This window comes from Paenactinomyces guangxiensis (genome assembly GCF_016055185.1).
Classification (GTDB): Bacteria; Bacillota; Bacilli; order Thermoactinomycetales; family Thermoactinomycetaceae; genus Paenactinomyces; species Paenactinomyces guangxiensis.
Genome location: NZ_JAECVR010000001.1, coordinates 541,405 through 553,797, shown reverse-complemented (window position 1 = coordinate 553,797; position 12,393 = coordinate 541,405). Strand labels below are relative to the sequence as shown.

The 12,393-nt window shown below is 48.7% G+C and carries 13 protein-coding genes; 8 read left to right on the top strand and 5 right to left on the bottom strand.

All coding sequences use genetic code 11. From position 1 onward, the window contains the following. Positions 1-237: 237 nt before the first annotated feature. Together I8U27_RS20455 and I8U27_RS02785 are read left to right on the top strand one after the other, a co-directional pair. Positions 238-396: a hypothetical protein gene (locus tag I8U27_RS20455; RefSeq protein ID WP_232345183.1), complete on the top strand. Its 159-nt coding sequence runs from the start codon at positions 238-240 to the stop codon at positions 394-396. Between the two features lie 11 nt (positions 397-407). Next, the gene (locus I8U27_RS02785; RefSeq protein ID WP_232345182.1) at positions 408-1,049 is read left to right on the top strand and encodes an inositol monophosphatase family protein; all 642 of its coding nucleotides are present in this window, start codon (positions 408-410) and stop codon (positions 1,047-1,049) included. Between the two features lie 88 nt (positions 1,050-1,137). On the opposite strand, the gene leuD is transcribed toward I8U27_RS02785, so the two are convergent. Both leuD and leuC read right to left on the bottom strand, forming a co-directional pair. Continuing rightward, a complete protein-coding gene (leuD, locus tag I8U27_RS02780) occupies positions 1,138-1,740 on the bottom strand; it encodes a 3-isopropylmalate dehydratase small subunit (RefSeq protein WP_181750028.1) in 603 nt (200 codons plus the stop codon). Then, entirely contained in the window at positions 1,727-3,166 is a 1,440-nt protein-coding gene (leuC, locus tag I8U27_RS02775; protein ID WP_181750029.1) for a 3-isopropylmalate dehydratase large subunit, read from the bottom strand. Before leuC ends, leuD begins: the two co-directional genes overlap by 14 nt. Before the next feature lie 386 nt (positions 3,167-3,552). Here leuC and cobT point away from each other — a divergent pair, with 386 nt between their 5' ends. Continuing rightward, a complete protein-coding gene (gene cobT / locus I8U27_RS02770; RefSeq protein ID WP_181750030.1) occupies positions 3,553-4,599 on the top strand; it encodes a nicotinate-nucleotide--dimethylbenzimidazole phosphoribosyltransferase in 1,047 nt (348 codons plus the stop codon). Between the two features lie 42 nt (positions 4,600-4,641). Here the strand turns inward: cobT and I8U27_RS02765 are convergent, their stop codons facing one another. The 3 genes from I8U27_RS02765 to I8U27_RS02755 form a co-directional block, all read right to left on the bottom strand. Then, a complete protein-coding gene (locus I8U27_RS02765; RefSeq protein ID WP_181750031.1) occupies positions 4,642-5,061 on the bottom strand; it encodes a hypothetical protein in 420 nt (139 codons plus the stop codon). A 229-nt stretch (positions 5,062-5,290) separates the two neighbouring features. Next, complete coding sequence (locus tag I8U27_RS02760) at positions 5,291-7,042, bottom strand: aromatic amino acid hydroxylase (RefSeq protein ID WP_181750032.1); 1,752 nt, start codon at positions 7,040-7,042, stop codon at positions 5,291-5,293. Between the two features lie 107 nt (positions 7,043-7,149). Then, entirely contained in the window at positions 7,150-7,305 is a 156-nt protein-coding gene (locus I8U27_RS02755; protein ID WP_181750033.1) for a hypothetical protein, read from the bottom strand. A gap of 213 nt (positions 7,306-7,518) precedes the next feature. Between I8U27_RS02755 and cobD the strand changes: the two genes are divergently transcribed. The 5 genes from cobD to I8U27_RS02730 are packed head-to-tail and all read left to right on the top strand — an operon-like array spanning position 7,519 to position 12,385. After that, complete coding sequence (cobD, locus tag I8U27_RS02750; protein WP_181750034.1) at positions 7,519-8,658, top strand: threonine-phosphate decarboxylase CobD; 1,140 nt, start codon at positions 7,519-7,521, stop codon at positions 8,656-8,658. 36 nt (positions 8,659-8,694) lie between these two features. Further along, entirely contained in the window at positions 8,695-9,240 is a 546-nt protein-coding gene (gene cobU / locus I8U27_RS02745; protein ID WP_181750035.1) for a bifunctional adenosylcobinamide kinase/adenosylcobinamide-phosphate guanylyltransferase, read from the top strand. Next, a complete protein-coding gene (cobS, locus tag I8U27_RS02740) occupies positions 9,237-10,004 on the top strand; it encodes an adenosylcobinamide-GDP ribazoletransferase (protein ID WP_181750036.1) in 768 nt (255 codons plus the stop codon). The genes cobU and cobS overlap by 4 nt, the downstream gene beginning before the upstream one ends. Further along, positions 9,976-10,575 (top strand): histidine phosphatase family protein, encoded by a 600-nt coding sequence (locus I8U27_RS02735; RefSeq protein ID WP_181750037.1) that lies wholly within the window; start codon positions 9,976-9,978, stop codon positions 10,573-10,575. The genes cobS and I8U27_RS02735 overlap by 29 nt, the downstream gene beginning before the upstream one ends. A 22-nt stretch (positions 10,576-10,597) precedes the next feature. Then, positions 10,598-12,385, top strand: a complete 1,788-nt coding sequence (locus tag I8U27_RS02730; RefSeq protein WP_181750038.1) for a S9 family peptidase — start codon at positions 10,598-10,600, stop codon at positions 12,383-12,385. Positions 12,386-12,393 lie beyond the last annotated feature (8 nt).

The following is a 12,393-nucleotide window of genomic DNA, read 5'->3' as shown; positions in this document are numbered from 1 at the left end:
GAAACCTTGAACATTAACTACAGGAATGGAGTCTAAGTGATTTTCTTACAGAATTTGAATACATTTTTGTAAGTTTGTTTCCGGTGTTACTGTTGCAATTTGCTTGACGGATGTTAAACAATTTTTAATAAACAATATAAATCAATCCTTTTTAATATATTTTTATATAATAATACAACAAAATGGGAGACCTGTAGTATCATCATGATGTTGACTATTTCTGAGGGGGACCCAATGGTGCAAGAAACACTCCGACGAGCGAAAGAAATAGCTGCCGCTCTCGCAAAGCAGGCAGGAGAGATGGCCAAAGCGCAGTTTGACCGGGATAAACGGGTGATGTTCAAAAGTGAGTTTGATGATCTGGTAACTGAGGTTGAGAGCAAGCAGAAAAGCTGATTATCGAGGGATTGAAATCCGGCTTTCCCCATCATCGTTTCAAGGGAGAAGAGTTTGGCTGGTCTGATGAAGAAGAAAGTGAATGGGTGTGGCTGGTTGATCCCCTGGATGGAACAAATAATTATGCGATCGGACACCCGCTGTATGCCGTTTGCATCACCTGTATCTACCGTGGAGAACCGTTGCTGGGCGTGATTTATGACTCTCATTTGGACAACATGTACATTGCTGAAAAAGGAAACGGGGTTACATGTAACGGTGTTCCGTTGCGAATGAAAAAAAGGGAATTTCGACTACCCACTTTTGCCTGGATTCAAGGACATCAGGTGCAAAAAGATCCTGTGGCGATGCAGTTAAAACAGCATTTGGATCAGGTATGTAAGCGTGTCTTGCGATTGTGGGCACCTGCTTTGGTCTGGTGCATGCTGGCGAGAGGGGATATTGATGGAGTCCTGCTGTACAACTCCGAAGGTGATGACCTGTATGCCGGCCTGCTTGTCGCCCGGGAAGCAGGGGCGATCACTGTTGACTATAACGGAAATCCGTTTGTCGGAATGAAGAAGGAACCGTACATATTAGCCTGCCATCCTGACCGGAAAGAAGAGTTTCTCCGGTTGGTTTATAATGGGATGGCAAAAAATAACAGGGGATGACTGCCGATAGAGAATTAAATCCGGCCATCGGGCGGGCCGGATTTTTTAAATAAAAGATGGCAATGAAACGTTTGTTCATTGATTCATTTTATACGGAGTAATATGAGGGAAGATTTGCTTCATAGGCTGCAATGCGTTGTTCCGATTGCAAGGTGATGCCGATATCATCTAAGCCGTTTAACAAACAGTAACGGCGGTATTCATCCACTGTGAAGGAGTAGCTTAATCCGTCATCATCACAGACTTGTTGTGATTCCAGATCAACGGTTAAACGATAATGCTCTTTTTGCGCAGTTTTTTCAAATAATGCATTCACTTGTTTTTCGCTCAACTGGACAGGCAACATGCCATTTTTAAAACAGTTGTTGTAGAAGATATCGGCAAACGACGGTGCAATGACCACCCGAAATCCGAAATCCATCAGTGCCCAGGGAGCGTGTTCTCTTGAAGAACCACAGCCGAAGTTGTTTCTGGCAAGCAAAATAGAGGCTGTCTCATATTGAGGCTGATTGAGAACAAAGTCGGGCACCAATTCCCCTTTTTCATTAAAACGCCAGTCATAAAATAAAAATTGGCCAAATCCGGAACGCTCAATACGTTTTAAAAATTGCTTGGGGATAATGGCATCTGTATCTACATTAGCCCGGTCTAACGGACAGACAATACCTTGATGCTGTTTAAGTGGCTGCATGAATTTTTCCTCCTTCACTGAGATATGTCCATTCGCGGATGTCGACAAAATGTCCTTTGATTGCAGCGGCCGCAGCCATTTCCGGAGAGACGAGATGAGTTCGGCCGCCGCGGCCTTGCCGCCCTTCAAAGTTTCGGTTGGAGGTGGAAGCACAGCGTTCCCCCGGTTGTAAAATATCCGGGTTCATGGCGAGACACATGCTGCAGCCCGACTCACGCCATTCAAACCCGGCTTCCTTAAAGATTTGATCTAATCCTTCTTCCTCTGCCTGGCGCTTCACCGCTTGTGATCCGGGTACTACCATGGCCTGGACGCGGGAGGAGACCCGGTATCCTTTCACTACCCGGGCGGCGGCACGCAGATCTTCGAGACGTGAGTTCGTGCAGGAACCGATAAAGACACGGTCAATCTGAATCTCTTTCATCGGTGTCCCCGGGGTGAGCCCCATATATTCCAAAGCAAGGCGAACTGATTTTTTTTGGGTCTCTGTCGGGAATGATTCAGGATCGGGAACAGCTTGCGTGATATCTGTTCCCATTCCGGGGCTCGTTCCCCAAGTCACCTGCGGGGCGATTTGGGAGGCGTCAATCTCTACCCTGCTGTCGTAAACAGCCCCCTCATCGCTCTGTAATTCCCGCCACTCGGAGACAGCACGTTCAAATGCTTCTCCTTCGGGGGCATAAGGGCGGCCCCGTAAATAGCTGAAGGTGGTTTCATCGGGAGCAATCATGCCGGCACGGGCTCCTGCTTCGATTGACATGTTGCAAACCGTCATTCTTTCCTCCATTGACATGTTGCGGATCGCTTCCCCGGTGTATTCAATCACATAACCGGTAGCACCGTCTGTTCCAATCTGGGCGATGACGGCGAGGATCGCATCTTTTGCCGTAACACCACGGGGAAGTGCCCCTTTAAAATGCACTTCCATCGTCTTCGGCTTCGCTTGCTGCAAGCATTGGGTGGCGAGAACATGTTCCACTTCACTGGTGCCGATCCCAAAAGCAAGGGCCCCAAAAGCACCGTGGGTGGAGGTGTGGCTGTCTCCGCAGACAATCGTTTTCCCGGGCAGAGTCAGACCTAACTCCGGCCCGATGACATGGACAATCCCTTGCTGTGAGTGATGGAGATCATATAGCTGGATGCCGAATTCTGTGCAATTTTTGGCGAGGGTTTCCATTTGCTTTCGGGAGACGGGGTCTGTAACAGGCAGGGAACGATCTGTGGTGGGGACATTATGATCCATGGTGGCAACAGTTAAATCCGGACGGCGGACACGGCGCCCTGCCATGCGCAAACCTTCAAACGCCTGAGGGGAAGTTACTTCATGGACGAGATGGAGATCAATGTACAGGATGGCCGGCTTTCCTTCTTGCTGGTCAATGACGTGCCGATCCCAGATCTTTTCAAACATGGTACGTGGTTTCACTTTCAGCTCACCTCAACTATTCTGTATTCTCGACTAACTAAAAAATATATTGTTCAATATTGTAGCAAAATTTGAAGCAGGATCAATACTTATTTTTAAAACTTATAACAATAAGGGATGATATAATAATGGGAACCGGTCATAAAACCCTCATAACTGGATGCGTCACAACCCCCAGGATGTAAGTTATCTGATTAGATCCGCTCCGAAATCATATTGAGGCATAGAAGTTCTTAGAGTTTCAACTCTTAGAACTATTTGTCCCTGTGGGACTCCGTTCCGTACCGGCAGCTAAAGTCACTCGCCGCAAATATGATTTCTCCGCTAGATTATTCAATCGACACTTTCACACAATCGACACTTTCACAGAAAAAAGGAGACTCCGGATGGAAAAAAATATTTTTCCCGAGATACCAGCGATTGATACGAAAGTACAGGAAGAGACGCGCAAACATTTGAATCAGCTGACCAAACCACTCGGCAGCCTGGGACAATTGGAAGAGATGGTCATCCGCCTGGCCGGGATCACCAGCCAAAAAATTCCCGATGTCAGCAAAAAAGCGATTGTCGTCATGTGTGCCGATCATGGAGTGGCCGGAGAGGGAGTCAGTGCTTATCCCCAGGAAGTGACAGGCCTTATGATCCAAAATTTTATCCGGGGTGGAGCCGCCATTAACGTCCTTGCCAGACAGACGGCAGCCGAAGTGTGCGTAGTCGACGTTGGTAGCTTGCTTATAGATGTTCCGGAGGGGGTGATGAATCGTAAAATTCGTGCGGGAACGGCTAATTTTATGAATATGCCGGCAATGGAAAAAGCAGAAGCGCTGAAAGCAGCCGAAACGGGCTTGGGAGTTGTGGATACACTTAAACAAGAAGGGGTCCGGCTCTTAGCTGTGGGGGAAATGGGGATTGGGAATACGACGGCGGGTACAGCCATTGCCGCCGTTTTCACGAAGATGCCCGTCACAGAGCTGACAGGCCGGGGCACAGGTATTCAGGAAGAAAGTTACCGGCATAAAATCCATGTGATTGAGACAGCTCTTCACAAACACCAGCCTGACCCCGGAAACCCGCTCGAGGTGCTATGTAAAGTCGGAGGGTTGGAAATCGCAGGAATGGTGGGGTGTATCATCGGAGCGGCAGCGGCGCAAATACCTGTCGTGATAGACGGACTGATCTCCACGGCAGCTGCACTCATTGCCGTGAAAATGATCCCCGGAGTCCGTTCTTATCTGTTTGCCTCCCATCTTTCCGCCGAGCCGGCTCACTCCATATTATTGGAAGAACTGGGCCTCCGGCCAATCATTGATGCGGAGATGCGTTTGGGAGAAGCAAGCGGGGCCGCCCTTTCCTTTCCGCTCTTTGATGCCGCAGTTGCCCTCTCACGGGAAATGGCCACTTTTGCCGATTTAGGACTGCCGGGTCCCGAGTGACAAAAAATGCGATGCACACCATCAGTTAAAGCGGACGGAATGTTACGAACTGTTGTACCAGAGCAGTCCAAAGACGATTGTTCCAATCAACCATAACCACCATAGTTCAATAAATTGATTTAATATCAGAAAGCGAAGCGGCGGCAGCTTTTCCTCATCTTCCCTGTAGATGATTACCCAGTATCCGTCGGTGGAAGGATGTACGTCATGGGACCAGCCGTTGATAAATTTACTGGTAATCCAATCATCCATTTGCTTTTCCAATCCACGGGCAAAAAAACGAATCCGGGTAAAAACCCCTGTTCTCGGGTCAGATACGAGATGGGCAAAATATCCGGACTCGATTTCCTTCAGCTCCACGATCACATAACCTTTGGCAAAGTGTTCATTGAGCCAATCTTCTTTTTCCCTTACCGCATCTTTGGCAAAAAACTGGGAACGAAAATGAATTTCTTTGCTCATCAAGCATTCTCCTGACTTTGGTTGGAGACCTTTTTATATCATATATTCGTAAATATGTCTACTTTTCTAGCAACAAAAACATTTGTAGAATATGACAAATTTGAATTTTAAGGTTTGTGAACGGGAATGACACAGGGTGCAGCCTGATTGGACAGCAATCCTGATTCTTATACACACCTTTACAGAAACAGCCACATCGGATTGGAATTTTTCCGGTGTGGCTGTTCATTTAGCAAAAGTTGACCAGTTTCATGCCATTATCGATCAAAGATTTCAGTCTCGGCTTTTTTTCCGTAAGTTGAAGCAGATGTTCTTCTACCTGTTTTTTTATCGGATGCTTGGCAAAGAGAGGAGTCTGTGCGAGAAGTTCCAAAATCTCGATGCGGAGCAACCAATCTTCCGGGTACAGATCATTTAACGTTCGAACAATAGTTGGCAGGATGGTTATTGACTCTTTCCCTTCCCTGACATAGCGAACGGCCCGGTAAAGGTGATCCAGCGTTGAAAGAGAGGGGAGCTGGTGAGTTTGTCCGGATTGTTGCTCATGTTCAACAACATCGGCAAAAAATTGCTCAGGGTCTGCGGCACCGGCAAAGACTGAAGTGATTTTTTCCCCGACCGCCAGATCGTAGTCTCCCCATTCCGGGCGAAACAGGATTTTATCCCGGTAAACAACGGTACAAGAGGACAAAGTTAGAAGGAGAATCCTGTTTTGGCGGCAGATCCAGTCTTTAATGACTCCGTGAACTCGGATTCCGCTTTCAAAGTTCCATTCGATTTTGCTTCCGATGTGGATGTCATAAAGATGCAGATCAGCCGGAGATAAAAGCTCCAGCGGCTTATGGAAGCCTTTTGCTTTGCCGACCGGTGAGCCAAAACCGTCGGAATGCATTGCCTTACCATGTCCGGGAAGCTCTTTTCCTCCATGGGCTAAAGCGGTAGGTCCCATTGTTTGTAAGTAAACAGCTTCTCCGTGATCATCGAAAGTAAGTTTGTCAAAAGTGCCGCTCACTTGAAGGCCGGAACTGTATTCGGCAGTGGCTGTATCACCGGAACGAACGGCTTTGATCAAGCCCTGAGTGCCTCCCGTCTTAAAGGCCATCCGTCTGGAAAAGAGTTCAACCGCCTCGATCAGCTGGCCAAAATCTTTGCAGACAAAGAGCTGCGGCTGTGGCCGGGTTACATCGTAATCGGTTTGGATACAGGTTTCTAAATCAAAAGGCAGCTTTTTTACTTGATCGGATAAACAGTGACGGCTTTCACCAGTGGAAGAAAGCAGTCCGGCACCATAAATAGACGGGCGGTCACAATCTCCGATCAATCCGTATTCTACCGTCCACCAGTAAAGTCTTGAAATCTGTGTTGCCTCAGAGATCACGTCCGATTGTTCCACTTTCTCCTGCAGTTCTTTTTCGGCAGCAGCGATTATGTCAGGAGTGGAGTTCGGGTCCTCCATCAACTTGGATAAGTGGCGCGTGGCCTGAAAGACCTCATGCTCTTCTTTGCTTGCCAGCGCATTTCTCCCAATTTTTCCAAATAGCTTCACGTAATGGGCGTATGTCTCATCACAGAGGATGGGAGCATGTCCGGCCGCCTCGTGGATGATATCGGGAGCCGGGGTATACGAGATATGTTCCAGTGTTCGTATATCTGTTGCAATGGGCAATAAGCCGTGTGCCTGGAAGTCAAAAAAAGCGACTCCGGGAATCAGCCCGTCAATAGGAACGGCTCCCCAGCCAAATGGCTGTAAACAGGCATCCATCTCTTCCACACGCGGAATGCGCTCCATCAAAATGCCGGACTTTTGCAAACCATTTCTATAGGCGGAGTGGGCCCGATCCTTTAAAAAGTGGTAATTTTGTCTCATCACATAACGCCACACGGCCTGATTGACGGGGGTATATTGTGTATAATCCTGTTTTGCCACATACTTCAGAAGGTGTGCGGGGATTTTTTTGTTTAGCGTTTGCGTAGCACTCATTTCATTTCACTCCTCCCAGCGATCAGCAATGCCTTGGTATGTTCATGAAAAAGCCCAAACAAAAAAAGCCTCCGTCAACATAGGGACGAAAGCTTCGCGGTACCACCCTACTTGGCAAACCCATGGTTCACCCACTCTTTGTTGTTCATCCTGAATGCAAGTGTAATTCGCATGAGCGGAACACCCGGGTTTTCACCAGCCACCCGGTCTCTTTTTGCTGTGTTGCCGTTAGCTACTTCTTCTTGCTGATGAGGATATGTCATTGCTTCGCTTTATCACTTATACGCTTTTAAGCATTAAAGAAATTCTAAAAGAGTCTTTTTATCCTGTCAACCCGCTTGATAATTACAAAATTTGGCTGGTGAGCAACAGGGGATAAAGTCTCTTTTTAGCTTTCGTCTTTTCCATTAGAATGAGTAGATAGAATCAGCGATAGAAATCATCAGTGGTTGTTTTTTTCAGAAATGAGGTGTGAAATGGGACGACTGGAACGGTACGGACATGGCGGTGATATCGTGACAGCCGCGGAAATCTTTGCAGTAAATGGGCGGGAATGGATTGATTTTAGTTCCAACATTTATCCGTACGGCCCTCCCGGAACGGTAGTTGAGAGATTGCGTGAATGTTTGTCCGAACCGGGCTGGACGGCTTTGACCCGTTATCCGGACCCGGAATCGCGCAAGTTAAAACATCAGATTGCCACTTTTCACGGCATAGACGCGGACCAGGTGCTAGTGGGAAACGGAGCCGCGGAGCTGATTGACCTTTTGCTATCCGTGCTGGGACCGGAGCGGGTCGGGGTGATCGAACCGGCATTTGCTGAATATTCTGCGGCTGCCAAAAAGAGAAAAATGGCTGTCACTAGTCTCATTACCAAATGGGAAAAGAAGTTTCAGCCGTCGCTGGAAGAGGCGATTCAACTGATCAATCAAACCGGCCTTGTTTTTGTCGGTATTCCCAATAATCCCACAGGGCACTCGCTTTCTTTCTCCTTTCTGGAGGAAATGGCGGCTGCTGCTGTCCGATCGGGAACCTGGCTGGTGATGGATGAAGCGTTTATCGACTTTCTGCCCGATGGTGAAAATCGTTCTTTTATTCATCAGATCCGGAGATTTCCCACCACGATTGTGGTGCGGTCAATGACCAAATTTTATGCGTTGCCGGGATTGCGTCTCGGCTATGTTGTGGCTGCAAGTTCAGTAATTCGTCAGCTGAAGCGGATGCAGACCCCCTGGAGTGTGAACAGCCTGGCACAGGTGGCGGGCTGTACGGTCCTGGATCAACAGGTAAACCAGGCATTTGCGCAACAGGTACACAATTGGTTACGGGAAGAAAAAGCGCAATTGAAAGCCGATCTTGAACGCCTGACCTGGCTGGAGGTATTTCCGGGTGAAGCCAATTATCTCCTTTTGCGCATTCAAACAAAAAAAGCTTTTCTTTCAGCATCGCAGTTGCAGGAGGAACTAGGGAAAAGAGGGTTGCTCATTCGCGATTGTTCGATGTATCAAGGGCTGGATGAACGCTATTTTCGCATAGCAGTGAAAACCCGGTCCCAGAACCAGACACTGATTTCTGCACTTACAGAGGTATCCGCCTGTTTGGAAAGGAAAGAATGACACGGTTTCAAACGCAAGAGAACGGAGGATGGAGATGTGGGTATTCGATTAATTACCGGCGGGGTAAAGTCGGGCAAAAGCCGATTTGCTGAATCGTTGTTCGGCGACAGATCAGGATGTGTGATCTACATAGCAACAGGAATGGCTTCTGATGATGAAATGGAAGAGAAAATTGCCCGCCATAAGTATCGCCGCCCGGACGAATGGGGGCTGGTGGAAGAGCCGGTTTATTTGCCGGAGGCGGTGGAGCAAACCCCGGATGAGGCGGATTTGCTGATTGACAGTTTAAGTACATGGGTTTCCAACCGGATGTTGAAGGCAAATGCAACAGAAATATGGACACAGGCGGAGAGGAACCGGTTTTTGGAGGAGCTGACAGGGGAAACAGACCGGCTGATTAAAACCTTGCGGTCCCGGACAGCGGTGATCGTTACAGATGAGACAGGGCTGGGCGGTGTTTCCATGCACGCTGTGGCGCGTTTATTTCAAGAGGCTTTAGGGAAAGTGAACCAACAAGTGGCTGGGGCGGCGCAAGAGGTTTGGCTGGTTGTATCCGGTATTCCGTGGAGGATAAAAGGATGAATTCTTTCTTCCACGCGATTGGTTTTTTATCCCGGATACCAGTCCCTGTGCGCGAGAACCGGGACGACTGGGAGAAAAGCCCGATGTGGTATCCACTGGTCGGACTGATTCTAGGAGCGCTTATCACCCTGTTTGACATGCTGATCGCCGGATGGTTTCCCGCCTTTGTACGGGCAGTGATGGATGCCGCGTTTTGGTTTTTTTTAACCGGTGGTTTGCATTTGGACGGCTTGATGGATACGGCCGACGGGCTTGGAGCCTGGAGGGACCGGGAACGCACCCTGCAAATCATGAAGGACAGCCGGGTTGGAGCGATGGGGGTTCTTGCCGGTGTTCTTTCTATTTTGTTCAAAGTGAGCTTGCTGGCTTCATTGCCCGCCGCAAATCCGTTGGCAGTGTCAGTCATTGCGGCAACGGTATTGGGACGCACTGCTGTGCTGGGAATGATGTATGCCTTTCCATATATCCAGGAACACGGAACAGGTACAGGGATGAAAGAAAAGTTAACTGTCCGCCGCTTCCTGTTTGCCCTCCTTTGTATGGTCATCATCGTTATTTTCCTCACCCGCTGGTGGGCAGGGGTTTTACTGGGAGCGGCTGCTTTTGTGGTCCTCTGTTTCGGCTGGCAGGTCACGAAGCGTCTGGGAGGGTGCACCGGTGATGTTTACGGTGCAGTGATTGAAGGAATCGAAATCCTTACGCTGTGCATCCTGGTTGTGCCGGGGGTGAGTGTTCATGCAATTGATCTGGCTCCGCCATGGTGAAACCGGAGAAAATGCTGCGGGACGGTACCTGGGTCATCTTGATCCCCCGCTGAATTCGCGGGGACGCCAACAGGCCCGCCGGCTCGCTGATTCTCTGCAATCCGTGCCCGTTGATTATGTCTACATGAGCGATCTTTTCCGCGCCAGGCAGACGGCGGAAGCATTTTTACAACTGGCACCCGGTCTTTCCTCCTGCCGGATGAAAAGTTTGCGCGAATTATCCTTCGGTGAGTGGGAAGGTTATACTTTTCAGGAAATCTCAACGCGACATGCAAAGCATGTGCAAGAATGGCTGTCCGACCCGTTTCAGACCGCTCCGCCGGGAGGTGAAAGCCTTAATGAGATGGATGTCAGGCTGTCGGGCTGGCTGAACCGGGTGGAACAAACCCATTCTGAGGGAGAAGTGATTGCAGTATTTACCCATGGCGGTCCGATCCGCTGGTTTTTGTCGAAAATGGTGCGCCGGGATTGGAGTTCATTTTGGGACCCGCCTGTCCCGCACGGAAGCGGGTGGATTGTGCAGAAGCGGGATGACGGCTGGAAGACGGTAAGAATGATGAAAACAGAATAATTGAAATAAACGGAGGGAGCTTATGCTCAAATTCGGGAAGCCGGATGTGGAGCAATTTTTTCGCACTTATGGCATTCAGCGGTTTGCTGTAAGTCCGGATGAAAAACAATTGGTTTTTAGTACAAATTTAAACGGAAAATATGATTTGTGGGCGATGGATCTGCCGCATTCTTTTCCCTATCCGCTTACTTTTAACGGGCAAAACTGCCACGATCTGCGGTTTGACAAACAAGGCCGGTTTATTCTTGCTTCTTTCGACCATGACGGAGATGAAAATATACAAATCTATGCCCTCCCCCGGCAAGGGGGACACAGTATTCCCATTTGCCCGGCGAAAAAAAGACAAAACCGTGTAGTCAAACTTTCCGGGGACGGACAACGGCTGTACTATTACTCCAATAAAGAGAACAATACATTTTTTAATTCTTATTGTTATCATATCGGTGAAGACCGGGAGGAGGTAGTCATCGAAGGGAAAGATGTCCCCACTTATCTTGGCGGAGTGAGTGATGATGAGAAAACACTGGTTTTTTACAAGTTTTTTTCCAATACATATATTCCCGCTTATGTGAAAAGAGGGGGGCAAACGATTTGTCTCACTTCTGAACAGGGACCGGCCCATACAGTTTCTGATGTGGTGTTTTACAAAGGGGACTCGCTGTTGATCACAACCAACTTTGGACAGGACTTTTCCTATCTGGCACACTTTAACCTGCAAACCCGGTCTCTCACCCGATGGCTGTCCCTGGATAAAGAAGATATAAAAAAAATCGAATACCACCCGGGTGATACTCATCTTTATCTGATTACTTCAAAAGGGGTGCGGGATTTTCTCTGCCACTTTGACCTTGAAACAAAGCAGGTGACAAACATTCCGCTGCCAGTTGATGTGATCAGCCAGATGGTTGTCACGGAAACAGGAAATTTATACATCCTGGGCAACCGGTCAACCCGCCCGTGGAATATATACTGTAAACGAAAGAATAGTGCCGGCTGGAAGATGCTGACCCATTTTCAGGTCCCGGCGGTCGCGGAAGAAGAGCTGGTTGAACCGGATGTTCTCACATATCCTTCTTTTGACGGAATTCCCATTGAAGCCCTCTTTTTTCGTGCCAGACCGGAAGCGAGCAACGGACATGTCATCCTGTGGCCGCATGGCGGTCCGCAAGCAGCCGAACGCAAGAATTTTCGTGCGCTGTTTCAGTTTTTGGCCCATCGCGGATACAGCATCTTTGCTCCCAACTTCCGCGGTTCTGCCGGATATGGAATTACATTTGCCAGGTTGGTTGAAGGAGACTGGGGGCATGGTCCCCGCCTGGATCTTATTGCAGGGCTTGACTGGCTGATCCGGCGGGGCGATGCGGACCGGGATAAAATCTTTCTTATGGGGGGAAGTTACGGCGGGTATATGGCTTTGCTCTTAGCCGGCCGACATCCTGAATATTTTAAAGCAGTTGTCGATATCTTTGGCCCAAGCAACCTGTTCAGCTTTATCAACTCTGTACCGGAGCACTGGAAACCGACCGTAAAGCAATGGGTGGGTGACCCGGAAAAGGACCGCGATAAGCTGATCGCAGACTCACCCGATACATATCTGGATCGCATGGTGAAGCCGGTACTGGTGATCCAGGGGGAGAACGACCCGCGTGTGGTTAAAGCCCAATCGGATCAAATCGTAGACAAACTGAAGCAAAACGGAACCGAGGTGGAGTACCTTGTGCTCGAAGATGAGGGGCACGGCTTTTCCAAAAAAGAAAATGAAATATTAGTCTACCGCAAAGTACTGCAATTTTTGGATCGTTTTCTTTAAACGCGTAT